This window comes from Cribrihabitans pelagius (genome assembly GCF_048820915.1).
Lineage (GTDB): Bacteria > Pseudomonadota > Alphaproteobacteria > Rhodobacterales > Rhodobacteraceae > Cribrihabitans_A > Cribrihabitans_A pelagius.
In genome coordinates this window covers 130,004-155,114 of record NZ_JBMERR010000006.1, presented here as the reverse complement: position 1 = coordinate 155,114, position 25,111 = coordinate 130,004, and the positions used below count along the sequence as shown (strand labels likewise).

Here is a 25,111-nt window from a genome sequence, read left to right as displayed (position 1 = left end):
GCATCGGACTGGAGACCTGGAAGTGCAAAAAGGCCGCCCGGGCGGGCAGCCTTTCCGTCAGATCGGAAGGGAATAGGGTTTGGCCCCCGTTTGCAGCCGAACCGGCGCCGCGGAGGCTCAGTCCTGAACCGCCATCCGCTCGGCCATCTGCTTGGCGCGCGGGCATTGCAGACGCTCGCGCAGCGGGCTGTCCGGGTCGATGTCCTTGGAGCAGACCACGCATTTGTCGGCCCCGGAAATCGCGTTCAGACCGCCGCAGCTGCCCTTGATGGTCTTGCCCATCAGCATCACGCCCAGCGACATGCCCACCGTCACGATGAGCAGGATGCCAAACGCCAGAAGGAAAGTGGTCATGCCCGTTCCTCACATATCCCGAGTTCAGTTTTGCGGCATCAGCGCGGTGAAGGCGCTGCTTTGCGATGTGATATAGGCATCGGCGTCCGCCGCCACATCCCTGTCGATGAAGAAAGCGGCAATCCCGTGGGTCTCAGAAAGCTTCAGCCCATCCGTGCTGCCGGCGGCCAGGAGCGCGGTGGCCCAGGCATCCGCCGTCATCGCATCCTCCGCGACCACCGTGACCGAGGTGGTCGCGTGCCGCACCGGCCGCCCGGATACAGGGTCGAGGATATGCGAATAGCGCGTGCCCTCATGCTCGAAGTAGTTGCGGTAGCCGCCGGAGGTCGCGAGCCCCCGGTTGCTCACAGGCACCACAAGTTGAACCGCTTTGGCGCCGGCTTCGGGCTTCTCGATGCCGATCTGCCAGGGGTTGCCGTCGGGGTTCTCTCCCTTGGCGTAGAGGTCGCCGCCGATCTCGACCATGTAATCGGTGACACCCGCGTCCTCCAGCGCGGCTGCGACCGCATCGATGCCGTAGCCCTTGGCGATGGCGGAGAGGTTGATGCCGACGCCCGGCGCAGCCTTCGAAAGCGTGCCCGCCTCGCGGTCCAGCGTCAGCAGCCGGCCCTGGCCGACCTCGGCCAAAGCGCTGGCGATGCTCTCATCGGTCGGCAGCGGGTCTTCCGGCTTGCGCGGGCCAAAGCCCCACAGCTCAATCAGCGGCCCGAGGGTCACGTCGAACTTGCCGCCGCTCTTGCCGTGCACCTCATCCGCGGCGGCGATGACGGTGGCAAACTCGGCCGAGACCGGCACCGGATCGATCGTCTCCGAGGCAGAGAAGGTGGAAACCTCGGAGGCCGGGTCCCAGTTCGACATCTTGGCGTTGACCGCTGCCAGGGCGGCTTCGACCTCGGCCGACACCGCAGCCTCCTCCAGCCCGGGGCCGGTCGCGGTGATGTTGTAGGCCGTGCCCATGGTCTGGCCCGACAGGCGCAGGGTTTCGGTATCGTCTCCAAACCAGCAGCCCGGCACGAGCAGGATCAAGGCAAGCAGGAACCATTTGGGCATCGGGCGACCTCCGGCAGAAACATTCGCGCCCATATGCCTCTGCCGCGGGCCAGAGTCAAACCGTCGGCAGTCTGTCAGCAGTTAGTACTTCAGCGGCAGGAAGGCCAGCGCCAGAAGGCCAAGCGCGGCCGGCACGCCGAACAGCCAGGCCCTGAGCCGCGCGCCCGGCGGCTGGGTCTTCCAGTTCTGCCGGTAGAGATGGCCGCAGACCACCACCACAAAGACCAGCACCACCCCGCTCACCGGGGTCAGGTAGAGATCGCCCAAACTTTTTTCCTTCACATAATTCTTTGCGCTGCCGAGGAATTTTCCTTTTCGCATGGCACAGCCGGGTTAAGATACCCATAAGGCCTGATGCAGGAGCAAGAGGAGCAAAACCTATGGCACCATTCTCTTATCAACCTCCGACGCGGGGCGACAAGGAAGACCACCATACTTACAGCCAATCGGCCGAGTCCAATCTGTCGCACTCTCAGTCGACCGTTGCCAAGCTTCTGAAAAAGAAGGGCAACGCGGTCCACGGCATCCGGCCCGCCGACACTATCGGCCATGTGGTCGAGATCCTGCGCGACAAGCGCATCGGCGCGCTGGTGGTGACCGACCAGAACGGCGATCTGAAGGGCATCCTGTCGGAGCGGGACATCGTGCGCCGCATGGCGGAGACGCCGGGCCACACGCTGCCGCAGAAGGTCGAGGAGCTGATGACCGCCGAAGTGCATACCTGCGCGCCGGAGGATCTGCTGATCGACGTCGCCAAGGTGATGACCGAAGGCCGCTTCCGCCACATGCCGGTGGTGAAGGACGGCGCGCTGTGCGGCATGATCACCATCGGCGATGTGGTGAACTACCGGCTGGAGGAACTCGAGTACGAGGCGCTCCGGATGAAGCAGATGATCGTCGGCTAGGGGCGCGGCGCTCCCTGCGGGCGCCGGAAAAATCGGATTTTTCCGGCCCGGAATTCGGGTCGAATTCCGGCTGCCGGTGCCCGCGCGGGGCGTTCGGTCAAGAAGGCCCGTCACAATAAGAAGCCCCGGATGATGGCATCCGGGGCTTTTTGTTTCCTTGCGAAGATCCGGCTCAGCCGCCAAAATCGTCGAGCATGATGTCCTCGCGGTCCACGCCCAGTTCCAGCAGCATGTTGATCACCGACTGGTTCATGATCGGCGGGCCGCACATGTAGAACTCGCAGTCTTCCGGCGCCGGGTGGTTCTTGAGGTATTCCTCGTAGAGCACGTTGTGGATGAAGCCGGTGTAGCCTTTCCAATCGTCCTCCGGCTGCGCGTCCGACAGGGCGACATGCCATTCGAAGTTCGGGTTTTCCGCCGCCAGCTGGTCGAAATCCTCGACGAAGAACATCTCCTTCTTCGAGCGCGCCCCGTACCAGAAGCTGATCTTTCGGTTGGTGTTCAGGCGCTTCAGCTGGTCGAAGATGTGGCTGCGCATCGGCGCCATGCCGGCGCCGCCGCCGATGAAGACCATCTCCTTGCCGGTGTCGCGGGCGAAAAACTCGCCGAACGGGCCGGAAATCGTCACCTCGTCGCCGGGCTTCAGGTTGAAGATGTAAGAGGACATCTTGCCGGCCGGAATGTCGCTTGAGCCCGGCGGCGGCGAGGCGACCCGGACGTTGAGCATGATGATGCCTTTTTCGTCCGGGTAGTTGGCCATCGAATAGGCGCGCTCGACCGGCTCGTCGACCACGGATTCATACTGCCACAGATTGAAGCGGTCCCAATCCTCGCGGTACTCCTCCTCGATGTCGAAGTCGGTGTACTTGAGCCGGTGCTCGGGCGCTTCGATCTGGATGTAGCCGCCGGCGCGGAAGTTCACATCCTCGCCTTCGGGCAGTTCCAGCACCAGCGCCTTGATGAAGGTCGCCACGTTTTCGTTCGAACGCACCTTGCAGCGCCATTTCTTGACGCCGAAGACCTCTTCGGGGACCTCGATATCCATGTCCTGCTTGACCGCAACCTGGCAGGACAGCCGGTCGCCGCAGGCGGCCTCGCGCTTGGTGATGTGGCTTTCCTCGGTCGGCAGGATCGAGCCGCCGCCGGAATGCACCCGCACCCGGCACTGCGCGCAGGTGCCGCCGCCGCCGCAGGCGGAAGGGACGAACAGCTTCTCGGCCGCGAGCGTCTGCAGCAGCTTGCCGCCCGCGGGGACCGAGATGGTTTTTTCACCGTTGATGGTGATGTTGACGTTGCCGGAAGAGACCAGGCGGGAGCGGGCGACCAGGATGATGGTCACCAGCGCCAGCACGATCACGGTGAACAGGGCAACGCCGAGCGTGAAGGTTTCCATGTCTTGCGCGCTCTCCGTTACAGTTTGACGCCGCTGAAGGACATGAAGGCCATCGCCATCAGACCCGCGGTGATGAAGGTGATGCCCAGGCCCTGCAGGCCGTCCGGCACGTCGGAATATTTCAGCTTCTCGCGCACGCCCGCCATTGCGGTGATTGCCAGCGCCCAGCCGAAGCCGGAGGACAGGCCGTAAGTGGCCGCCTCGGCGAAGTTGTAGTCGCGTTCCACCATGAACAGCGAACCGCCAAGGATCGCGCAGTTCACCGTGATCAGCGGCAGGAAGATCCCCAGCGCGTTGTAGAGCGGCGGGAAATACTTATCGAGGATCATCTCCAGGATCTGCACCATCGCCGCGATCACCCCGATGTAGGAGATCAGGCCGAGGAAGGTGAGGTCCACATCCGGGAAGCCCGCCCAGGCCAGCGCGCCGGGTTTCAGCAGGTAAGTGAGCAGCAGGTTGTTGGCAGGCACGGTGATGGCCTGCACCACCATGACCGAGATCCCCAGCCCCAGCGCGGTCGAGATCTTTTTCGACACCGCGATGAAGGTACACATGCCCAGGAAGAAGGACAGCGCCAGGTTTTCGACAAAGACGGCCTTTACGGCCAGCGAGATCAGCCCTTCCATCAGTGCGCCTCCACCCTCTGGATCTTGAATTCACGTTCTTCGACCTGGTTCGGCTTCCAGGTGCGGAAGCCCCAGATCAGCAGGCCGATCACGAAGAAGGCCGAGGGCGGCAGCAGCAGCAGGCCGTTCGGCATGTACCAGCCGCCGTTGTTCACGGTTTCCATGATGGTGACGCCGAACAGCGAGCCCGCGCCGAACAGCTCGCGGATGAAGCCGACCAGCATCAGGATCAGCCCGTAGCCGAGGCCGTTGCCCAGACCGTCGATGAAGGACGCCGCGGGCGGGTTCTTCATGGCGAAGGCTTCGGCGCGGCCCATCACGATGCAGTTGGTGATGATCAGGCCGACGAAGACCGAAAGCGTCTTCGAGATATCAAAGGCATAGGCCTTCAGCACCTGGTCCACTAGGATCACCAGCGAGGCGATGATCACCATCTGCACGATGATCCGGATCGAGCCCGGGATCTGGTTGCGCAGGATCGAGATGAACATCGACGAAAACGCGGTCACGAAGGTCACCGCAAGCGTCATCACAAAGGCCACCTGCAGCGACGATGTCACCGCCAGCGCCGAGCAGATGCCCAGCACCTGCAGGGTGATCGGGTTGTTGTCGACCAGCGGGTCGATCAGCATTTCCTTCTTGGACTGAGCCATCAGATGCCTCCCTCGCGCAGGGCTTTCAGGAAGGGTGCATAGCCCTCCTCGCCCATCCAGAACTTCAGCAGGTTGTCGACACCCACGGTGGTCAGGGTCGCGCCTGCCAGCGCGTCGACGTGGTATTCGGGGCCGGCCGCGGGCGGGTTTTTGGACACGGAAATTTGCAGCGTGTCCTCGTCGTCGCGCAGCTTCTTGTCACGCCACAGCACCTTCCAGCGCGGGTTGTCGACCTCAGCGCCGAGGCCCGGGGTTTCGCCGTGCTGGTAGAACTGCAAGCCAAAGATGTCGTTGCCGTTCTCTTCCAGCGCGATGTAGCCATACAGCGTCGACCACAACCCGTAGCCGTGCACCGGCAGGATGACCTTGTCGAGCGCGCCGGCCTCGTCGCGCAGCAGGTAGATCGTCTTGTAGAGCGACTGGCGGCCGATGCCCGCCGGGTCGTCCTCAAGCGGGCGGCTGATCTCGGGGTCCTGCGCGGCGGCCAGATCGTCGAACTCGGCCGGGTCGAAGCGGTCGGTGAAAGTGCCGGTTTCCAGCTCCAGCACCTTCGGCTCGAACGCCTGGAAGGCTTCGGCCACGTCCCGGCCCGGCTCGTAGAGGCCCGCGACCTGCAGGATGTTCAGCTGCTTATCGCGCAGCTTGTTGGCCTCCTGGACGGGCCGCAGCGATACGGCGGCGGCCGACACGATCATCGAGGCGACGAGGCAGACGGCGACCGCGACAAAGACGGTCTTGCCCACCGAGTCCGGCGACGCGGCGAGGAAGCGGCCGATCAGGCCCTTGGGTTCAGGAGTCTGCGTCTCAGACATGGCGGCGCGCCCTCCGTTTGATGTTTGCCTGCACGACGAAGTAATCGATCAGCGGTGCAAAGACGTTGCCGAACAGGATCGCAAGCATCATGCCTTCCGGGAAGGCCGGGTTGATCACGCGGATCAGCACCACCATCATCCCGATCAGCGCGCCGTAAATAAGGCGGCCCATGTTGGTGTGGCTGGCCGAGACCGGCTCGGTCACCATGAAGACGAGACCGAAGGCATAGCCGCCCAGCACCAGGTGCCAGTACCAGGGCATGGCGAACATCGGGTTTGTCTCGGAGCCGATCAGGTTCAGGAGCAGCGAGAAGCCGATCATCCCGCCCAGACAGCCTGCGACCAGGCGCCAGTTGGCAATCCTGGTGGCAAGCAGGAACACCAGCCCGATGGCACAGGCCAGCGTCGAGGTTTCGCCAAAGCTGCCCTGGATCATGCCGAAGAAGGCATCAGCCCAGGTGATGCCTTCGGCCGCCAGCGCCTGGTAGCCGTCGGATGCCGAGACCGCCAGCGCGGTCGCGCCGGAGAAGCCGTCGACCGGCGTCCAGATCGCGTCGCCGGACATGTTGGCGGGATAGGCGAAATACAGGAATGCCCGGCCGGTGAGCGCCGGGTTCAGGAAGTTCTTGCCGGTGCCGCCAAAGACCTCCTTGCCGATTACCACGCCAAAGATGATGCCAAGCGCCACCTGCCACAGCGGCGTCGAGGCCGGCAGGATCAGCGCATAGAGCATCGAGGTCACCAGGAAGCCCTCGTTCACCTCATGCCCGCGCACGGTGGCGAAGAGGACTTCGAAGATGCCGCCGGCAACCAGCGTCACCACGTAGATCGGCAGGAAGTAGAGGAACCCATGCGCGATATTGGCCAGCGGGTTCGACGCATCGAGCGAAATGCCAAGCGTATGCAGCACCGCAACGCGCCAGCCGGTGGCAGAGTCGGCCCCCAGCATCGCAATCGCGGAGTTGTTCTGGTAGCCGGTGTTCCACATGCCCCACAGGATGCAGGGGATGGTGGCGATCACCACGTAGGTCATGATCCGCTTCATGTCGATGTAGGAGCGGGCATGCGGCGCCACAGACGTCACGGTTTTCGGCGTGTAGAGGAAGCTTTCCACCATCTCGTAAACAGGAAAAAGCTTTTCGTATCTGCCGCCCTTCTCGAAGTGCGGCTCGATCCGGTCAAAGAAGCTGCGCAATCCCATCCGGCTCAGCCCTCCTTTTCAATCTTGGTCAGGCAGTCGCGCAGCGCCTGCCCGTATTCATACTTGGCCGGACAGGCAAAGCCCACGAGGCCGAGATCCTCTTCGTCCAGCTCCAGCGCGCCAAGCGCCTGAGCGGTATCGGTGTCCATCACCAGAAGCGCGCGCAACAGCTGCGTCGGCAGGTAGTCCTGCGGCATCAGCCGCTCGAAGGTGCCGGTGGGCACCATCGCCCGGCGGCCGCCGTTGAGGTTGCTGGTCAGGTTGAACAGTTTTTTCGACAGCGCCGAGCCCAGCACCGGCTGCACCGCGAACTTGGACGGCATCGGCCGGATCCAGCCCATCGGGTGCTGCACGTGGTCTTCCTCGATGATGGCGACCTGGCGGGCAAAGCGCCCCAAGTAGGCCAGCGGCCCCGCGGCCTGGCGGCCTGACAGGATCGAACCGGAAATCACCCGCACCAGGCCGTCCACTGCGATCTCGCCGCGGGTCAGTTCCTCGGTGGAGGCGCCCATGACGGTGCGGACCAGGCGCGGTTCGCGCGCGGCGGGGCCGGAGAGCGCTATTACTACGCGCGGGTCCAGGTGGCCGGTCATCAGCAGGCGGCCGATGGCAATCACATCCTGGAAGGAGATCGTCCAAACCATGCTGTCGGAGGCCAGCGGATGCAGGAAATGAATATGGGTGCCGGCCAGGCCTGCGGGGTGCGGCCCGTCAAAGGCCGCAGCTTCCACACCGGCGAAATCGGCGCCGGGGATGCTGTCGCCTGCCTTCTGGCACAGGAAGGTGGGGCCGTCGGTCAACAGGGTTATGGCCTTCAAGCCCGTCTCGAAAGCGTCGCGCGCATCTTCGATGATCAGCGCGGCATCAGGCGCCAGCGGCTCGCTGTCCATCGCGCTGACGAAGATCGCGTCGGGCCTGGTGCCCGGCTTCGGCATCTTGGAATAGGGACGGGTCAGGAAGGAGGTCCAGAGACCGGCGGCGCAGAGCTTTTCGGTCAGGCCTTCGGCAGTATCGGCGTTGCCGGTGGCAGAGAAGTCCAGACCCTTGTCCTCGGCGTCGCTCACCTCGATCGCCACGCTTTGCAGCACCCGGCGGGCGCCGCGGTTGATCGCGGTGATCTTACCGGAGACCGGTGCCACCATCATCGCCTCGGGCGCGTCCTTGTGGCAGAACAGCGGCGTGCCGCGGCGGACCTCTTCGCCCTCCTGCACCAGCATGCGCGGTTTCAGCCCCAGGTAGTCGGGCCCCAGAACCGCCACCGAAGTGATGGCCGGGCCGGGATGAATTCTCTGCTCGGGCGCGCCCGCAACAGGCAGATCCAGCCCCCTTTTCAAGTTAAATGTTTTCATATCTGCGCTACGTCCTTCCGAGGCCGATTCCCGTGGCGGTTCTTATCTGCTTCCGGCGGTGGAAACAAAGCGAACGGCTGCATTGGATCCTGGCGATCCAATGCAGCCCAGCCCGGCCTGATTTCCACGGGCACTGGAACCAAATTTGGCGCCAAATGGCAAGAGCACGCCGCTTCTGGCGGGGCAATTTCTTGCGGCCGGATGCTGAGGGAATTCAGGTTTTGGCGGACGCGCTGCTGCATCGCGTCCAGAAGGCGGCGCATAAGCCCCCTCCCCCCCGCGCCAATGCGCTGGCTAGAGAGCCAGCAGGTGCGCCCGCCCCCGCGCAGCCAGCCGGCGGTTGAGCGCATCCGCCTCCGGCGCACCCGCCTCCAGCGCAAAGACAAAGGCATGGGTCAGGTAGAAACAGGCCGCATCGATATTGCCTTCGGCCTCCGCCCTGTCGCCTGCCACGGTGTAGAGCCGCACAAGCGCTGGCAGGTCGTGACCCGCGTGAGCCTTCAGCAAGGCCCCGTCCAGATCAACCCTGTCTAGCTCAGCGCGTTCCATGCTCAGCCTTTCAGCGAGATCGCGATGTTCTTGGTGCACACGTAGTTATAAAGCGCTTCCAAACCCTTCTCGCGGCCAAAGCCGGATTTTCCGATGCCGCCAAAAGGGGTGGCGATGCCGCCGGCAAACCATTCGTTGACAAAGACCTGCCCCGCCCGCAGCCGCTGCGCCACCCGGTGCGCGCGCGCCAGATCACGGGTGAAGACGCCTGCCACCAGCCCGAATTGGGTGCCGTTGGCGATGGCGATGGCCTCCGCTTCGGTGTCGAACGGAGCGAAGCAGGTGACGGGGCCGAAGATCTCCTCCTGCGCCACCCGGGCCTGCGGGTCCACATCGGCCAATATCGTCGCCGCCATGAAGTGGCCTTCGCGCTCCAGCCGCGCGCCCCCGGCTGCCACCCGCGCGCCCGCTTGCCGGGCGCCCGCGGTGAGGGTTTCGATCCGGTCAAGCTGCGCGGCGGAAATCACCGGCGTGAGGCCCGGATTGTCCAGCCCGTGCCCGACGCTCAGCCCCTCCGCCAGAGCGGCGGCGCGCTCCACCGCTTCATCGTAAAGAGAGCGATGCACCAGCACCCGCGACATCGCGGAGCAGACCTGCCCGGCGTGGTAGAAGATGCCGCTTTCAAGGCTCGACATCAGCGTATCCAGGCCCGCGTCTTCGAACACCACCGCGGCGGACTTGCCGCCCAGCTCCATCAGCGCGGGCGTAACCGTCTCCGCCGCCGCGTGCAGCACCGCCTGCCCGGTCGCAACCGAGCCGGTGAAGACGATCTGATCCACGTCCGGGCTTGCCACCAGGCGCGCGCCAAGCTCCGCGCCGATGCCGTTCAGGATCGAGACCGCGCCCTCCGGCACCTCCGCCCGCTGCAGCGCCAGCCCCAGCATCGAGAGCGCCAGAGGGTCCAGCTCCGGCGATTTCACAATCACCGAATTGCCCGCCGCCAGCGCCGGCGCCAGCGAACGCGCGGCGATCGACACGGGGAAGTTCCAGGGCACGATCTGGGCGGAGACGCCATGCGGCTCATAAATAGTATAGTCGGCGTATTCCGGGCCAAGCGGAATCGCTTTGCCCTCGATCTTGTCGGCCACACCGCCGTAATATTCGAAGTACTGCGCCGCTTCTTCGAATTCATCCTGGGCGGCGCTGAGGGATTTGCCGCTTTCCCGGCATAAGACCTCCGCGCCCTCGGCCGCGATCCCCCGGATTTCCGCCGCGACCCGCTGCATCATCTGCCCCCGTGCGGCGGGGCGCATGCCAGAAAGATCGCCGCGACGGACACTGGCGCGCGCGGCCTCAAGCGCGCGGGAGAGGCTTTCCTCCCCTGCGAGCGCGGAATCGGCCAGATGGGATTCGTTTCCGGGGTCCGCCACCGCGATGTGCTTACCGCCGTCGCCTTCGACCCAACTGCCGGCTACAAAATTCCGCGCCAGCCCATCCGACAGAAAACCGCTCATGCCTGCCGCCCCTTTGTCACCTGATCGGCCACCCAGGCGTGAAAGTTGTGCGTCGGCCCGTCCATCACCGGAGAAAACCGGCCCCCGTCGAACAGCGCGCCATGGCGGCCCTTCTGCATGCCTTCGACGACAAAGACGTCTTCTTCAAAGACGGTCTTCCAAAGCCGCGCGTTCTCCGCCCTGAGCCCCACGAGCTCCGGCGTCTCCTCCGCGGGCTGGGAGTAGTAGAGCTCGATATGCTCGATGGTGTTTTCGCAGTCTACCGGCTCCAGCACGATGGCGAAGGCATGGTCCCGCTGCACGCCGAGGAGCACATTCGGATAGACAGCCACATATTCGGCGCCTTCGTCCCACTGGGTCCCGAGGCCGGGGAAATCCGCAAATACCTTGCCGTCCTCGCCCTTCAGCTGGCGGTAGACCAGCGTGCCCTGGCCGGAATAGGCGCCCGGCACCTCGATGTTGTAGTGATCCTCCAGCCGGGAATAGCTGTTGAGACCCGGATGCACCCAAGGCAGGTGATAGCTCTCGCAGTAGTTTTCGACCGCAAGCTTCCAGTTGGTCCGCACCTCCAGCTTGAAACCCGAGGCCTCGCCGCTGCCGTAGACGGGCTGGTCGAACTCCTGCCAGCGCTTCAAGAGATCGGCATGGGCTTCCTCGAACGCCGGAGCGGTGCCGCTCACATTGACGAAGATCACGTCGCGCCAGACATGGGAGCGGATGCGGTGCAGGCCCAACTCGTCCAGGCGGATGTCCTCGTGCTTGTTCTGGCCCGGCCCGCCCACATGCGGGGTGGAGACCAGGCGGCCGTCCAGCCCGTAACACCAGCTGTGATAGGGGCAGCGGATGGCACCGCGCAGCTTGCCGGGCTTGTCGACCAGGATCATGCCGCGGTGGCGGCAGGTGTTCTGAAAGACGCCGATCTCGCCTTCGCGGTCCCGCACCACCAGCAGCGGCATGCCGAGAAAGTCGACCGGCCTGGCATAGCCTGGCTCGGGCAGGTCCTTGCCAAAGCCGATGCCGGACCAATTCGCAAAGAGCACCGCCTGGCGTTCTTCGGCAAAGACCCCTGGGTCGGTGTAGTGTTCATTCGGCAGGCCATTGGCGATGTTCACTGGCGCCATCACCGGGGCAAGCTTGGAAAACGTGTTCATCTGGCGGTCCTCCCCTTACAACGCATTTGCGCCATTGAACGGAGCGGAGGGGTTCGCTCAATATCAGAAAACCTCATTCCAGGGTGAGATGGATTCATTCGTCTCCTGCCGCACTGCGGCAATCACCCAATCGCGCAGCAGGCGCGCCGCCGGCGGCAGGTCTTCGTCCGGGCGGCCCGCGAGGTGGAAACCATGCGGCGCGGGCAGCAGATGCGGGCCAATCGGGGTGAGCTGGCCGCTCTGGAGCAGCGGGCGCAGCAGACGCTGCCAGCCAAGCGCCAGCCCGACGCCTTCCTGAGCGGCCTGCAAGGCAACCGAGTAGTTGTTGACCCGCACTCCCGGCGCCAGCGGTCCGGTGTAGCCCAGCTGGCGGAACCAGTCGGCCCAGGTGGTCCAGCTCTTGTCTTCGGATTCAAGGTGCAAGAGCCGCTCGCCCGCCAGTTCCTGAAGCGAACACTGCACCAGCCGCGCGGCTGCCTCCGCGTTGCCCACCGGCACCAGGTGGTCGCGGTAGAGCTCGGTCTGCTCCAGCCGCGGGTCGGGGTCGCGGCCGTAGCGGATGTAGAAATCCACCTCCGGTGCTGCTCGGAAGGGACGGTCCTGGACGATCTGATTGACGTTCACATCCGGGTGCTTGCGCCAGAAGCGGACCACCGCTGGCGACAACCACAGGGACGCCACCGCTGAGGTCGAGCCGATGGTGACGGTATCGCCGATGCTGCGGCCGCGGATGGACCTGAGACTGCGCGAGATCCGCGAAAAGGCCGAGGCCAGGGTTTCGAACAGTGCCTCCCCCTCCTCCGTCAGCTCGACACCGCGATGCCTGCGCCGGAACAGCGGCGCCTGCAGTTCCGCCTCCAGCGCCTTCACCTGATGGCTGACCGCGCCGGGGGTGACGCCCAGCTCCTCGGCCGCGTTCTTGAAGCTGAGGTGGCGCGCCGCGGCCTCGAACGCGGTGAGCGCAGTCAGCGGCGGCAGATCGTAGTGCCTGCGGGACATGCGGCGGCTCCTGGCGGCTGGAATGAACTGGCTTCACTTCAATACGGGCACTGGCCCAATGCAAGCCCGCCCGGGGAATCGGGGCGTCCTCCCCTGCCCCGGTGCGGACCCGCTGGGCAGCGGCCCGGCATGCGACAGCGCAGCCCGTTGCCCGGCCCGGCCGGCAGCCGACTATATCATCGAACAGGATTCCGTTTAAAATCACTTACTTAATTCGGATTCCCGGCCTCTGCCCGCGATCTTTCCCTGACACGCCACAGGGCGATCTGCGGGGAAAGATTGAAAACTCTTGCCAGACAAGGGCTTTGGTGGCATCACGGGATTGTAACGCCTAAAGCTGCTTAGCGGCCATTCAGCGTTACGGAAGAGCCGCAGCAAGACGGCCGAGGCAAGGAGCAGTGTATGACGGCACGGATCGAACCCGCAATCGGAATGCCGCCGGGCGCCGATGTTTTCGACGACCTTCTGAAAGATGAAGCGCGTCTGCGGAAATCCCTCGACAAGCACATGCGCAATGTCTTCTCGCCCGATGCGGCGAAGGAGTTGCGCCCCTTCACTTCGGGAGAGGTTGCCGGGCTGCTGGGGCTCAGCACCTCGCATCTGCGCAAGCTGCATTTCGACGGCAAGATCCCGGAGGTGGAAACCGACACCCGCGGCCACCGGCTCTATACCGGTAAGAACATCCAGGACATCCGGCTGGCGCTGGCGCGCACGGCGAAGAACCCGCTGCAATTCCTGCCCGGCCGCGTCGGCACCGACCATTTGCAGGTGATTGCGGTTTCGACCTTCAAGGGCGGCTCGGCCAAGACCACCAGCGCCGTGCATCTGGCGCAGCGATTTGCGCTGAAGGGCTACCGGGTGCTCGCCATCGACATGGACCCGCAGGCCTCGCTGACGACCATGCTGGGACTGCACCCCGAGCTGGACCTGATGGATGCGGGCACGATCTATGACGCGGTGCGGTACCATGACCCGGCACCGATGCAGGACGTTGTGCGCAAGACCTATTTCCAGAACCTGGACCTCGCCCCCGGCGGGCTGATTCTGTCGGAGTTCGAGACCGAAACCCCGCACGCGATCCGAAAAGGCATCCAGCCGCCGTTCTACTTGAGGTTGAAGGCGGCGATTGACCAGGTGCAGGACCGCTATGACGTGGTCTTCATCGACTGCCCGCCGCAGCTGGGCTTTCTCACCATGTCGGCGCTGGTCGCGGCGACCGGGCTGATGATCACCGTGATCCCGAACATGATCGACGTGGCGAGCCTCAGCCAGTATCTGACCATGGCGACCTCTCTGCTGAAGGTGGTGCAGCGCAACGACCAGCGGCTGGACTATGACTTCCAGCGCTACCTCTTGTGCCGCTACGAGCCTTCGGACATGCCGCAATCGCAGATGGCGTCCTTCCTGCGGATGCATTTCGGGCAGCGGCTGATGACCGAGCCCTTCCTGAAATCCACCGCGGTTTCGGATGCGGGCCTGTCGCAAAAGACACTCTACGAGGCCAATAGAGCCGAAATGAACCGCGCCACGCTGGAGCGGGCGATGGAATCGATCAACCGGGTTGCGGATGAATTCGAAACCTCCGTGCAAGCCGCCTGGGGGAGAGGCTGATGGCGCGCAAGAACGTCTTTGAAGGGCTGATGGCCGAGTTCGGCACGGAAGAGCCGGATCAGGACACCTCCCCCGCTGCGGAAGATGAGGTTGAGACCGCGCGCGCCGCCCCGATCCCGGAAGCCTTCCGCCGCGGCCCCGTCGCGGCGCTGGAAAACGACATCCGCTCCAGTGCCTCGCGCAGTGTGCAGGAAATCGATCCCGAGCAGATCGAGGACACCGGAATGCGCGACCGCTTCGTGCTGGACGGCAGCGATCTGGACGAGCTGAAGGCGAGCATCGGACAATACGGCCAGCAGGTGCCGATCCTGCTGCGGCCTCACCCGCGCCTCAGCGGCCGGTATCAGGTGGTCTACGGCCGCCGCCGCCTTGCCGCGATCAAGCAGCTCGGCATTCCGGTCAAGGCACTGATCCGTACGCTTTCAGACGAGGAAGCGGTGCTTGCGCAGGGCCAGGAGAACAACCACCGCAAAGATCCCTCCTTTATCGAAAAGGCAATCTTTGCCGGCGATTTGGAGGAAGCGGGCTATGCGCCTGCGGTGATCCGCGATGCGCTGGCGGTGAGCAAGAGCCACCTGTCACACATGCGCAAGGTGCGCCAGGCCATCCCGCGCAACGTGATCGAATGGATCGGCGAGGCGCCGGGCGTGGGCTGGAAACGCTGGCACGCGCTGGCCGAGAAACTGCTGGCCGCCGGCATCGACCCCAAGACGATACCGGTGCGCGAGGCCGACGCAGCGCTGGACTCGGCCAAGCGGTTTGAGGCCTTCGCCCGCGGCGTCGAGGCCCGCGTGAGCCCGCCTAAAACCGCGCCAGCGCAGGCACAAGCGGTGCTGGCGCCGGGCGGCAAGTCGAAGATCGGCGAGGTTCTGGTCAGCGGCGGGCGTACCGTGCTGCGGACCGATCCGAAACAGAAGGAATTTGCGCAGTGGCTTGAAGCCAACGGCGCAGAGGCCCTGCTGCGCTTGCATGCGGAGTGGGAAAGGGAGCGGACGGCCTAAACCGCCGTCTGCCATCAGTGAGGCGACAGTGAACAACAAGGAGGCACGAGCAGGAGACTAGAAAAAGAGAAGCTCCCCAAGACCGAAATCCCAGAGAGCCCCATCTATGTTAGCACCTAAGATGTATCCCGCTCTCCTCTGAACTGTCAACAGCAACCCATCGGGTTGACGGTATTCCTGTGCCAATTTCCGCCTTGCGGACAGGCACGGGCCGGTCTCGTGCGGCTTCCGGGTCTCTCGTGAAGAGCAAATGGCATTCAAACAGGTGACTTACGCGTCCGGGGCCCCTGCCCCGGCTGATACCGCATGCGCGGACGGCGGCAATCCCAAGCAGGCGTTCTGGGTGATTCTCGAAAACCTGAAGACGGCCAAGGCGGCCTTCGGGCTTAAGGACCGGCACTTCGGGCTGCTGCAGGCGCTGATCTCCTTCGTGAAGGAGCGCGAAAGCTCCGGCGCCTGGGTGGTCTTTGCCTCCAACGAAAAGCTCTGCCAGCGTGCCAACGAGATGGGCGAGCGCACCATGCGGCGCCATATCGCGCGGCTGGTGGAGTGCGGACTGCTGCGCCGCTCCTCTTCGCCCAACGGCAAGCGCTACGTCCACCGCGCCCGCGGCGGCGAGGTCGTGCAGGCCTATGGCTTCGACCTAACGCCGCTCCTGGAACGTGCCCGGGAGATCGCCCTGCGCGCAGCGGAGGCGGAGGAGGAGGCCGCCCGCGTCCGCCTGCTGCGCGACCGCCTGTCGACCCTGCGCCGCAACTGGCCGATTGGCTCCGAAGAGGATGACCAGATCCGCCTGGCACTGCGGCGGCGGCTGTGTTCGGAGGAGTTGGAGCAGTTGATCGCGGCCTTCTCCCCTGCCCCACCGCAGGCTGAAGCCGAGGCGATCACGTCTAGCGAGACGTCTCCGGAAGCCGTTGAGACCCGTCCCGAAACCGCAGATTTGTCCGCCGCTGACGGTCAATCTGTCCGGCACCATCAGAGATCAATACAGAAAAAAATTGACTCTGAATGCGAAGGAACAGGGGAACCGGCGGAAGACTCGGCCAAGCCCGACCCGGATCTAAAACTGGAAACCGTTGTGCGGGCCTGTCCTGAAGCGGTCGGTTTCGCCCAGACGCCAGTGCGAAACTGGCTGGATCTGCATGCCCTGGCGCGGTTCCTGGCACCGATGCTGGGTTTGCGCGGAGAGGTTCTGCACTCTGCCGGAGAAGACCTGGGCGAGGGTGGATTGACGCTCACCATCCTGGCGATGACCCAGATGCATGGGGCGATCCGGTCGCCGGGGGCCTACTTGCGCGGTCTGGCCCGAAAGGCGGCGGTCGGCCGGTTTCACCCTGCCCGGCTGATCGAGAAGCTGGCCCAGCAGCCGGTTGCGGCGTGAACGGGCAGAGAGAGAACTGTCTGGCAATCCGGTGGCCTGATCTTTCAGCAGGGCCGGTTTTGCTTGCAAACAGTCAAACGGTCTCGGGGTTTACTTGGGTAAACTCTCGAACCCCGCCGTTGGCGGCAAGGGCGCGTCCAGAGGGATTGCTTCGGCAGAACAACTGTTCGGAACCTCCAGCCTTTTTGGGTCTCGGGTTTACCCGGGTAAACTTTCCCGTCTTGTTGGAGGTCGAAAGCAAGAATGCCCGGGGCAGACCTCGTTTTCTGAATAATGGATCGTTTCAAATCCCGCCTGCTCGCCAATTGCACCGGGGGTTTACCCGGGTAAACCTCGCCTGCGGCTCGGCTTGAACCCGAGCCGCAGGCAACAGTCAACGGCTCAGGCCTGGCACAACTGTAACAACCCCTCAGGGTTTCCTCCCCCACTCAACGCTGGCACCTGAAGAGAACCACTCCCCCAGATGCGTGATCAGCGCGCGGATACGGGCGGTCAGATGGCGGCTTGGCGGGTAGACCGCATAGAGTGCTCCCGGTTCGGGTTCCTGATCGTCAAGGAGCACCTCCAGCGCGCCGGTCTGCAGGAAACTCTGCACGCTGTAGTAGGGGCAACGCGCGATCCCCGCCCCCTGCGCCGCCATATGCGCCAGTGCGCGCGGCGAGTTCGCGCGGAAGCTGCCCCTCACCGTCACCGCTTTCTGCCGCGGGCCGTCCCGGAACATCCAGACGTCGGCCCGCGCCGCCCAAAGCTGCAGCAGGCAGTTATGAGTTGCCAGCGCCTCGGGTTCGGCGGGGCGGCCGTGCTGCGCCAGGTACTCCGGCGCCGCCACCACCACCTGCCGCATGTTGCAGAGCTTGCGGGCCACCAGCGTGGAATCCTGCAAGGCGCCGAAGCGCACAGCGAGGTCGAAACCTTCCTCCACCACCGCGGTATGGCTGTCCGACAAGAGCAGGTCGATCTGCACCTTCGGGTGCCGGGTCTGGAACGGCAGCAGCGCGCCGGGCAGCTCCCGGCTGCCAAAGCCGGTGGGCGCGGTGATGCGGATGGGGCCGGCCAGCTCGGACTGGCGCTCCTGGATCACGCCCTCCATCTCGTCAATCTGCTCCAGCACCGGCAGACAGCGCTCCAGATAGGCGCGGCCGGTGTCGGTCAGCGTAACGCTGCGGGTGGTGCGGTGGAACAGCTGCGCCCCCAGACGCTCCTCCAGCCGGGCCACGTATTTGCTCGCAAGTTTGGTGCTGATCCCGGCTTGACGTGCGCCTGCGGTAAAGGATTTCTGCGCCGCCACAGCGGCAAACGTGCGCATGCAGTCGAGAGTGTCCATTTGGGGCCGCCCTGTGAAGTCTCAGACATTATCGCCATAATGTTCATAATTTTTCCCAAAACAATAGGATTATCGCTGTGCTTCCCGGGGCGTAACTTGCGGGCACATCATCAAACCAACCCGCATACCGAAAGGATCTTCCCATGCCCGGCCCCATCCGCATCCACGGCTTCCCGCTTTCCGGCCACTCCCACCGGGTGGAGCTGTTTGCCAGCCTGGCAGGCATCGCCCATGAGGCGGTGACCGTCGACCTCGCCAGCGGCGCGCACAAGCAGCCCGCCTTCCTGGCGCTGAACCCGGCCGGTCAGGTGCCGGTACTGGAGGACGGCGCCACCGTGATCTCCGATTCCAACGCGATCCTGGTCTACCTCGCCCGGAAGTACGCTCCGGCCTATCTCCCCGCCGATCCGGTATCAGAGGCCGAAGTGCAGAAGTTCCTGAGCCTCGCGGCCGGGGAGATCGCCTTTGGCCCGGCGGCGGCGCGGCTGATCACTGTTTTCAACGCACCGCTTGATGCCGCCTTCTGCCGGACGGTGGCGGAGCGGGTGCTGCGCAAGCTGGAGGCGCATATGCAGGGCCGCAGCTTCCTTGTGGGCGCGGCGCCGACCATCGCCGACGTGGCGGTCTACTCCTACACCGCACACGCGCCGGAGGGCGGTATCTCGCTCGCGCCCTATCCGAATCTGCGGCGGCTGCTCGCGAATATCGAAGCGCTGGACGGTTTCAAGCCGATGCCCGCCACCAAGGCCGGCCTTGCCGCCTGACCACTCGGCCCGCCCCGGGATTGGCCGGGGCGGGCGTATCCCGCAACATTGAACCGATCGAGGCCCGCCATGCATTCCTCCGCCGATACCGCCGCACCCCGCTCGCCCTTCCACGACGGGGAGCAGATGCTGCAAGCCGAGGCCGGCAAGCGCGAGGCGATGGAAGCCCTCGGCCGCCAGGTGATCCGCCCCTTCATGCCGGAGCAGCATCAGGCGTTTTTCGCGCAGCTGCCGTTCCTTGCTGCCGGGGCAGTGGATGCCGGGGGCTGGCCCTGGGCCGGATTGCTGACCGGGGAGCCCGGGTTCATTCGCGCGCTGGATGATCACCGGTTGCGGATCAATGCGCGCGGGTTCAAGGGCGATCCGGCGGCTGACGGGTTAAAGCCTGGCGCGCCGCTCGGGCTGTTGGGCATCGAACTCCACAGCCGCCGCCGCAACCGGCTGAACGGGCGCATCGCTTCGCTGGATGTGGAGGGTATGGAGCTGCAGGTGGATCAGAGCTTCGGCAATTGCCCGCAATACATCCAGCACCGCGAACTGCGTTTCCTGGCACCGCAAGATGCAGGGCAGGGGAGGGCGCCGCAAGACCTCACCAGCCTGGACGCCGCTGCGCAGGCGCAGATTGGGGCGGCGGACATGTTTTTTGTCGCAAGCTGCGCGCCGGAGGGCGGCGACCCGGTGACGCACGGCGCCGATGTCTCGCATCGCGGCGGGCGGCCCGGCTTCGTCAAGGCCGAGGGCAACACGCTCACTATCCCGGACTTCCCGGGCAACAACCACTTCAACACCTTCGGCAACTTCCTCCTGATGCCGCGGGCGGGCCTGCTGTTTGCCGATTTCGAAACCGGCGACCTGCTGACCCTCACAGGCACAGTGGAGCTGCTGGCCGGGGACGACCCGGCACTTGCACACTTCCGGGGCGCGGACCGCGGCTGGCGGTTCACCTTGTCGCACGGGCGGCGGCTGCCCGGGGTGTTGCCGTTCCGGGCCGTGCGCGGGGCATTTTCGCCCAACACGCTGATGACCGGCACTTGGGCCGAGGCTGCGGCGCAGGCCGATTTGGAAACCCGGCGTGCGGCCTGGCAGAGCTTCCGGGTCGCGAAGGTTGAGCAGGAAACCCCGCTGATCCGCTCGTTTTACCTGGAGCCTGTCGGCGGCGCGCCGCTCTGGCCGTTCGAGGCGGGGCAGTTCCTGACACTCAAGGTGACGCCCGGGGACGCGTCAAAGCCGCTGGTGCGGACATACACGGTGTCCTCCGCGCCCGGCGATCCGCACTACCGGATCTCGGTCAAGCGGGAGGCTGGCGGGGCTGTCTCCGGGTTTTTGCACGACGGGGTGCAGCCGGGTGACACGGTTGCGGTGAAGGCCCCGCGCGGGGCCTTCCACGTCGATGCCGCCGCCACCCGGCCCGCGGTTCTGCTTGCAGGCGGGGTTGGCGTGACCCCGATGATCGCAATGGCGCGGCATCTGGCGCAGGAGGCGGCACGCACCCGGCACCTGCGGCCGCTGACCGTGCTGCATGCGGCGCGCACCGGGGACGAGCGAGCTTTCCTGCGCGAGTTCCAGGCGCTGGAAACTGCCACCGCCGGGCGCATCCGCTATGTCTCGGTTCTGAGCAGGTCCGGCGCGGGGCAGGGGGGCGGACAGCTGACGGGACGGCTCGACGCGAAGCTGCTGCGCGGGCTCTTGGCGCTGGACGACTACGAGTTCTTCCTCTGCGGTCCGGCCGGGTTCATGCAGACGGCCTACGACAGCCTGCGCGAGTTGGGCGTGCGCGACAGCGCCATCCGCGCCGAGGCATTTGGCCCGGCTGCGCTGAACCGGACGCCGGACACCAACTCTGTATCCGAAACCCAGCCAGCCGGGGCAGCGGAGGCAATGGTGCATTTCGCCAAAGACGGCGCGGAAGGGCGCTGGAGCCCGGAAGAGGGCACGCTCCTGGAATTTGCCGAATCCCATGGGCTGACACCGGAGTCCGGCTGCCGCAGCGGCAATTGCGGCAGCTGCGCGGTGAAAGTGCTCGCAGGCAAGGTTGCCTACCGCAACCCGCCCGCCGCACAGCCGGACGCGGGTGAAGCGCTCCTGTGCTGTGCGGTGCCCGCTGCAGGGACCGCGCGGCTGGAGCTGGATCTCTAGCCAGCAGTCCCCACAGCGGCCTGTCGGCACCTACATCTCCGGCAGGCCCTCCAGCACCTTGTCGAGCGTCGCAGGATAGTCCCGCACCCGCACCCCGGTTGCATTGAAGATCGCGTTGGTGACCGCCGCCCCGGCGCCGGAAATACCCAGCTCGCCAACGCCTTTGGCCTGCAACGGATTGGCATGGGGGTCGCGCTCTTCCAGAAACTCAACTTCAAGTTGCGGGACGTCCAGGTTTACCGGCACGTGGTATTCGGCCAGGTTGTGGTTCACGATGTGGCCGTCGCGGTGGTCATGCACCAGCTCCTCGGTCAGGGCCGCGCCGATGCCGAAGATCATGCCGCCGCTGCATTGCGAGCGCGCGGTCTGCGCGTTCAGGATACGGCCCGCGGCGAACACTCCCAGCATACGCCGCACCCGGGTTTCTCCGGTCACGGCACTAACGGCGACTTCGGCAAAATGCGCGCCGAACCCGGCCTGCTGCACCGCGTCGCTGGTCTCGCCCGGCTCGATATGCCCGGTGGCCTCCAGATCCGCGGTGAGGATCTCGCTGATCTTCTTCTGCGTGTTGCCGGCGGTCGCCAATCCGTCCTTCAGGGTAAGGCTGTCTGCATCGGCCCCCATCACGGCGGCCAGTTCCTCGCGCAGCTTGCGGCAGGCAAGAAACACAGAGGAGCCGGAGGAGCCCGCCCCCCAGGACCCGCCGGAGCCCGCGGAGGGCGGCAGGCTGCTGTCGCCCAGCTTCACCGTCACCGCCTTCAGCGGCAGGCCCAGCATCTCAGCCGCGATCTGGCCAAGGACGGTGTAGGTGCCGGTGCCTATGTCGGTCATGTCGGTCTCGACCGTGGCGGTCGCATTCCGGTGCAGCACCACGCGGGCTTTCGACTCTCCCAGGATGTTGCCGCGGGCCGCCACGGACATGCCATGGCCGATCAGCCATTCGCCCTCGCGCGTCTGTCCGGGCTCCGGGTTGCGCTGATCCCAGCCGAAGCGCGCAGCCCCTTCGCGCAGGCACTCGGCAAGGCGGCGGGTGGAAAAGGGGATGTCTTCCTCCGGGTGGCGGTCCGGGATGTTGCGCAGGCGCAGCTCCAGCGGGTCGAGCCCCGCGGCATGGGCCAGCTCGTCCATCGCGCTTTCCAGCGCCAGCATGCCCACCGCCTCTCCCGGTGCCCGCATCGAGCCTGCGCAGGTCAGATTGCGGCGGCGCAGCATGTAGCTGTAGCTGCGGTTTTCCCCGGCATAAAGGAAATGGGTGGCCATATCGGTCGGCTCGCTGAAGCTTTCGCCCGGCAGGTTGGAGACCCAGGAATCATGCCCCACTGCGGCGAGCCGCCCCTCACTGTCGGCCGCCAGGCGGATGCGCTGGCGGGTTTCGCTGCGCCGCATCGTCGCCTCGAAGACCTGCGGCCGGGACATCACCACCAGAACCGGCCGGTCCAGCTCCTTCGCGGCCAGCGCCGCTGCCACCGCCTCGGGCGCGAGGCCCAGCTTGGAGCCGAAGCCGCCGCCGACATAAGGCGACAGGATGCGTACATCTTTCGGGCCGATCCCCAGCGCGTCGGCCAGTTCGTTGCGGTTGTATTTCAGCATCTGGTAGGCGCCGTGCAGCGTCAGCTTGCCGCCGTCCCAGCGGGCCAGCGAGGCATGCGGCTCCATCGCGGCGCTGTTTTGGGCGGGCGTCGTGTAGGTGGCATCGACGCTGAAAGCGGCCTGCTGCATCGCCTGCTCAAGGTCGCCCTGGCGCATCTGCTTGTCCTCAGGGCGGTCCTCCGGCGCTGATTCCGCGTCGATTGCGGCTTCTTCGGCCTCGTAGGAGACGGAGAGGACCTGTGCGGCATGGCGGGCCTGCTCGAAGGTGTCGGCCACCACCAGCGCAATCGGCTGGCCGAAATAGACCACCTCGTCCGGGCCTTGGGCCGGGGCCTCGTTGGCGGTGCCCTGGGCCGGGTTGCGCAACAGCTGCGCCCCGTCGATCACGGTGAGCACGCCGGGCAATTGCAAGACGGCCTGCTTGTCCATCGCGGTGACGCGGCCTTTGGCGATGGTGGCACGAACCAGGACGCCGGTGGCCTCGGTGCCGTCGCCGGATTCGGCTGCGTAAGGCGCCTGGCCGCAGACCTTCAGCGGACCTTCGCGCCGCGCCGTGGCGGTGCCCAGCGTGCCTTGCACCATGCTGTCGAGCAGATCTGGCTGCGCCTTGTCCATCTTGAGATGTTCAGTCATGACGGCACCTCCGTGAGGCTGCGCAGCACGGCGATCAGCGTGCGGCGGGTGAGGGGGATCTTGAAGTCGTTGGCGCCATAGCTCCGGGCGCCGGAGAGCAGCGTGTCCGCGGCCTTGTGGAACAGAGCGTCCGATGGGGCTTCGCCGGTGAGCAGGTCCTCCACCTGGCTGTTGCGCCAGGGCTTCGGGGCAAGGCCGCCGAAGGCGAGAGCGATCCGGGCGATGCGGCCATCCTCCATCGTGGCCACCCCCGCGACGGAGACCAGCGCAAAGGCGTAAGATGCCCGGTCGCGCACCTTGCGGTAGATATGGCGCCCGCCGGGCGGCGGCGGCAGCAGAACCGCGGTGATCAGGTCGCCCGGGTCCAGCACGGTTTCCACGTCCGGCGTGTCGCCGGGCAGGCAGTAGAAGCCGTCAAGCGGAACGGTCCGCCGTCCGCCGCCGGCCGCTTCCACCTCGACCTCCGCCCCCAGCGCCATCATCGCCACCGCCATGTCGGAGGGATGCGTGGCGATGCAATGCTCCGAGGTGCCGAGGATCGCGAGGATGCGATTGAAGCCGTCCTTTGCCTGGCAGCCGGTGCCGGGGCTGCGTTTGTTGCAGGGCATCGCGGTGTCGTAGAAATAGGGGCAGCGGGTACGCTGCAAGAGGTTGCCGCCGGTGGTCGCCTTGTTGCGCAGCTGTCCCGAGGCGCCGGCCAGAAGCGCCCGCGACAGCACCTCGTAGTCCCGCCGCACCACGGGGTGCGCGGCGAGGTCGCTGTTGGTGACCAGCGCACCGATGCGCATCCCGCCGTCGCTGGTTTCCTCGACGCCGCCGAGGCCGAGCCGGGTGATATCGACCAGTGTATCGGGCGTCATCACTTCCAGCTTCATCAGGTCCAGGAGGTTTGTGCCGCCTGCAATCACCGTGGCGCCTTTGCTCGCGCGCTCTGCCGCCTCCGCCGGGGACGCGGCGCGGGTGTAGCCGAAGAGTTTCATGGCGTCTCTCCCCCCGAAGTCTTCTCAGCGGCTTCCAGGATGGCGCTGACGATACCGGGATAGGCCGAGCAGCGGCAGAGGTTGCCGCTCATCCGTTCCGAGACCTCCTCCGGCCCCAGCGCCACATCGCCGTCCAGGCTGTCCGACACATGCGAGGGCCAGCCCTCCGCCGCCTCCTGCAGCATCGCAGTTGCCGAGCAGATCTGCCCGGCGGTGCAATAGCCGCATTGGAAGCCGTCGTGGCGCAGGAAGGCCTCTTGCAGCGCCGACATCTGCTCGGGCGTGCCCAGCCCCTCGATCGTGGTGATCTCGTCGCCGTCATGCATGCAGGCCAGCGTCAGGCAGGAATTGATCCGCCGCCCGTTCACGATCACCGTGCAGGCGCCGCATTGGCCGTGGTCGCAGCCCTTCTTGGTGCCGGTGAGCTTCAAATGATGGCGCAGCGCATCCAGCAGCGTGGTGCGCGGATCGGCGTCGAGCGTATGATCGGCGCCGTTGATCGTGAGGGTGGTGGTGAGGGTCATCGGACGGGCTTTCTCTCGGGAAAGAAGAAAGGCCCCGGACCAATGCGGTCCGGGGCCGGGATATGCGTTGGCTCAGCGGTGCAGGCTGTCGCGCTGATGCTCGCCTTCGCGGACCTCTTCGATGATCTTGCTGCAGAAAGCCTCCAGGTCGTCGGGGTTGCGCGAGGTGATGATGCCGTTGTCGATCGCCACTTCCTTGTCGACCACCTCGGCGCCCGCGTTCTTCAGGTCGGTGCGGATCGAGTGGTAGGAGGTCATCTCCCGCCCCTTGACCACGCCGGCCTCGATCAGGAGCCATGGCGCGTGGCAGATCGCCGCCACGATCTTGCCGCCGGTCACGAACTTGCGGATGGTCTCCACCGCGTCCTTGTCGGTGCGCAGGATATCGGGGTTGATCTGGCCGCCGGGCAGCACCAGCGCGATGTAATCGTCCGCGTTCACGTCCGAAATCTTCAGGTCGGCGTCGATGGACTTGCCCCAGTCATCCTGGTCCCAGCCCTTGATCGCATCGCCGTCCGGGGTTGCGACATGGACCGTGGCGCCGGCGTCCTTCAGCTTTTCCAGCGGTGTGAAAAGCTCGGACTGCTCGAAACCGTTGGTGGCCATGATCAGGATGTTCGCGTTGCTCATGTCAGGCATGTGTCGTCCTTTTCTACTGCGGGTTTCGGATA

24 protein-coding genes are annotated in these 25,111 nt (G+C 65.4%); 6 read left to right on the top strand and 18 right to left on the bottom strand.

What is annotated here, in order from left to right; all coding sequences use genetic code 11:
• Window positions 1-117: 117 nt before the first annotated feature.
• The 3 genes from nqrM to ACOHX0_RS07405 form a co-directional block, all read right to left on the bottom strand.
• The gene (nqrM, locus tag ACOHX0_RS07415; protein ID WP_420676045.1) at window positions 118-354 is read right to left on the bottom strand and encodes a (Na+)-NQR maturation NqrM; all 237 of its coding nucleotides are present in this window, start codon (window positions 352-354) and stop codon (window positions 118-120) included.
• A 24-nt stretch (window positions 355-378) separates the two neighbouring features.
• Complete coding sequence (locus tag ACOHX0_RS07410; protein ID WP_420676044.1) at window positions 379-1,404, bottom strand: FAD:protein FMN transferase; 1,026 nt, start codon at window positions 1,402-1,404, stop codon at window positions 379-381.
• An 81-nt stretch (window positions 1,405-1,485) separates the two neighbouring features.
• Window positions 1,486-1,671 carry a hypothetical protein gene (locus tag ACOHX0_RS07405; protein WP_420676043.1) on the bottom strand — a complete coding sequence of 62 codons (186 nt, stop codon included), beginning with the start codon at window positions 1,669-1,671 and terminating at the stop codon, window positions 1,486-1,488.
• A 113-nt stretch (window positions 1,672-1,784) separates the two neighbouring features.
• Here ACOHX0_RS07405 and ACOHX0_RS07400 point away from each other — a divergent pair, with 113 nt between their 5' ends.
• Window positions 1,785-2,309 (top strand): CBS domain-containing protein, encoded by a 525-nt coding sequence (locus ACOHX0_RS07400; protein ID WP_420676042.1) that lies wholly within the window; start codon window positions 1,785-1,787, stop codon window positions 2,307-2,309.
• Between the two features lie 172 nt (window positions 2,310-2,481).
• Here ACOHX0_RS07400 and nqrF read toward each other — a convergent pair whose 3' ends face one another.
• The 10 genes from nqrF to ACOHX0_RS07350 form a co-directional block, all read right to left on the bottom strand.
• Window positions 2,482-3,702, bottom strand: a complete 1,221-nt coding sequence (nqrF, locus tag ACOHX0_RS07395; protein ID WP_420676041.1) for an NADH:ubiquinone reductase (Na(+)-transporting) subunit F — start codon at window positions 3,700-3,702, stop codon at window positions 2,482-2,484.
• 17 nt (window positions 3,703-3,719) lie between these two features.
• Entirely contained in the window at window positions 3,720-4,328 is a 609-nt protein-coding gene (gene nqrE, locus ACOHX0_RS07390; protein WP_420676040.1) for an NADH:ubiquinone reductase (Na(+)-transporting) subunit E, read from the bottom strand.
• Complete coding sequence (locus ACOHX0_RS07385) at window positions 4,328-4,981, bottom strand: NADH:ubiquinone reductase (Na(+)-transporting) subunit D (protein ID WP_420676039.1); 654 nt, start codon at window positions 4,979-4,981, stop codon at window positions 4,328-4,330. The genes nqrE and ACOHX0_RS07385 overlap by 1 nt, the downstream gene beginning before the upstream one ends.
• Window positions 4,981-5,793 carry a Na(+)-translocating NADH-quinone reductase subunit C gene (locus tag ACOHX0_RS07380; protein WP_420676038.1) on the bottom strand — a complete coding sequence of 271 codons (813 nt, stop codon included), beginning with the start codon at window positions 5,791-5,793 and terminating at the stop codon, window positions 4,981-4,983. Before ACOHX0_RS07380 ends, ACOHX0_RS07385 begins: the two co-directional genes overlap by 1 nt.
• Window positions 5,786-6,994, bottom strand: coding sequence for an NADH:ubiquinone reductase (Na(+)-transporting) subunit B (locus ACOHX0_RS07375; RefSeq protein ID WP_420676037.1), 1,209 nt, complete (start codon window positions 6,992-6,994; stop codon window positions 5,786-5,788). Before ACOHX0_RS07375 ends, ACOHX0_RS07380 begins: the two co-directional genes overlap by 8 nt.
• Window positions 6,995-6,999: 5 nt before the next feature.
• Window positions 7,000-8,343, bottom strand: coding sequence for a Na(+)-translocating NADH-quinone reductase subunit A (locus tag ACOHX0_RS07370; RefSeq protein ID WP_420676036.1), 1,344 nt, complete (start codon window positions 8,341-8,343; stop codon window positions 7,000-7,002).
• A gap of 294 nt (window positions 8,344-8,637) precedes the next feature.
• Entirely contained in the window at window positions 8,638-8,892 is a 255-nt protein-coding gene (locus ACOHX0_RS07365) for a hypothetical protein (RefSeq protein WP_420676035.1), read from the bottom strand.
• 2 nt (window positions 8,893-8,894) lie between these two features.
• Entirely contained in the window at window positions 8,895-10,346 is a 1,452-nt protein-coding gene (locus tag ACOHX0_RS07360; RefSeq protein ID WP_420676034.1) for an aldehyde dehydrogenase family protein, read from the bottom strand.
• Window positions 10,343-11,497: an aromatic ring-hydroxylating oxygenase subunit alpha gene (locus ACOHX0_RS07355; RefSeq protein WP_420676033.1), complete on the bottom strand. Its 1,155-nt coding sequence runs from the start codon at window positions 11,495-11,497 to the stop codon at window positions 10,343-10,345. The genes ACOHX0_RS07360 and ACOHX0_RS07355 overlap by 4 nt, the downstream gene beginning before the upstream one ends.
• 63 nt (window positions 11,498-11,560) lie before the next feature.
• A complete protein-coding gene (locus ACOHX0_RS07350; protein ID WP_420676032.1) occupies window positions 11,561-12,496 on the bottom strand; it encodes a LysR substrate-binding domain-containing protein in 936 nt (311 codons plus the stop codon).
• A gap of 402 nt (window positions 12,497-12,898) precedes the next feature.
• On the opposite strand from ACOHX0_RS07350, the gene repA reads away from it, so the two are divergent.
• From repA to repC, 3 genes are all read left to right on the top strand, one after another.
• Window positions 12,899-14,107 carry a plasmid partitioning protein RepA gene (gene repA / locus ACOHX0_RS07345; RefSeq protein WP_420676031.1) on the top strand — a complete coding sequence of 403 codons (1,209 nt, stop codon included), beginning with the start codon at window positions 12,899-12,901 and terminating at the stop codon, window positions 14,105-14,107.
• Window positions 14,107-15,108 (top strand): plasmid partitioning protein RepB, encoded by a 1,002-nt coding sequence (gene repB, locus ACOHX0_RS07340; protein WP_420676030.1) that lies wholly within the window; start codon window positions 14,107-14,109, stop codon window positions 15,106-15,108. Before repA ends, repB begins: the two co-directional genes overlap by 1 nt.
• Before the next feature lie 250 nt (window positions 15,109-15,358).
• Window positions 15,359-16,489: a plasmid replication protein RepC gene (gene repC, locus ACOHX0_RS07335; protein ID WP_420676029.1), complete on the top strand. Its 1,131-nt coding sequence runs from the start codon at window positions 15,359-15,361 to the stop codon at window positions 16,487-16,489.
• A 409-nt stretch (window positions 16,490-16,898) separates the two neighbouring features.
• On the opposite strand, the gene ACOHX0_RS07330 is transcribed toward repC, so the two are convergent.
• Window positions 16,899-17,813 (bottom strand): LysR family transcriptional regulator, encoded by a 915-nt coding sequence (locus ACOHX0_RS07330; protein WP_420676028.1) that lies wholly within the window; start codon window positions 17,811-17,813, stop codon window positions 16,899-16,901.
• Window positions 17,814-17,956: 143 nt separating this feature from the next.
• On the opposite strand from ACOHX0_RS07330, the gene ACOHX0_RS07325 reads away from it, so the two are divergent.
• Both ACOHX0_RS07325 and ACOHX0_RS07320 read left to right on the top strand, forming a co-directional pair.
• Complete coding sequence (locus ACOHX0_RS07325; RefSeq protein WP_420676027.1) at window positions 17,957-18,577, top strand: glutathione S-transferase family protein; 621 nt, start codon at window positions 17,957-17,959, stop codon at window positions 18,575-18,577.
• Window positions 18,578-18,646: 69 nt separating this feature from the next.
• Entirely contained in the window at window positions 18,647-20,713 is a 2,067-nt protein-coding gene (locus ACOHX0_RS07320) for a 2Fe-2S iron-sulfur cluster-binding protein (RefSeq protein ID WP_420676026.1), read from the top strand.
• 30 nt (window positions 20,714-20,743) lie between these two features.
• Here ACOHX0_RS07320 and ACOHX0_RS07315 read toward each other — a convergent pair whose 3' ends face one another.
• The 4 genes from ACOHX0_RS07315 to ACOHX0_RS07300 all read right to left on the bottom strand — a co-directional run bounded on the left by ACOHX0_RS07315 (window position 20,744) and on the right by ACOHX0_RS07300 (window position 25,079).
• Entirely contained in the window at window positions 20,744-22,936 is a 2,193-nt protein-coding gene (locus ACOHX0_RS07315; protein ID WP_420676025.1) for a xanthine dehydrogenase family protein molybdopterin-binding subunit, read from the bottom strand.
• Window positions 22,933-23,916, bottom strand: coding sequence for an FAD binding domain-containing protein (locus ACOHX0_RS07310; RefSeq protein ID WP_420676024.1), 984 nt, complete (start codon window positions 23,914-23,916; stop codon window positions 22,933-22,935). The genes ACOHX0_RS07315 and ACOHX0_RS07310 overlap by 4 nt, the downstream gene beginning before the upstream one ends.
• Window positions 23,913-24,440 (bottom strand): 2Fe-2S iron-sulfur cluster-binding protein, encoded by a 528-nt coding sequence (locus ACOHX0_RS07305; RefSeq protein WP_420676023.1) that lies wholly within the window; start codon window positions 24,438-24,440, stop codon window positions 23,913-23,915. Before ACOHX0_RS07305 ends, ACOHX0_RS07310 begins: the two co-directional genes overlap by 4 nt.
• Before the next feature lie 72 nt (window positions 24,441-24,512).
• Window positions 24,513-25,079 (bottom strand): type 1 glutamine amidotransferase domain-containing protein, encoded by a 567-nt coding sequence (locus tag ACOHX0_RS07300; RefSeq protein ID WP_420676022.1) that lies wholly within the window; start codon window positions 25,077-25,079, stop codon window positions 24,513-24,515.
• Between the last annotated feature and the right edge of the window lie 32 nt (window positions 25,080-25,111).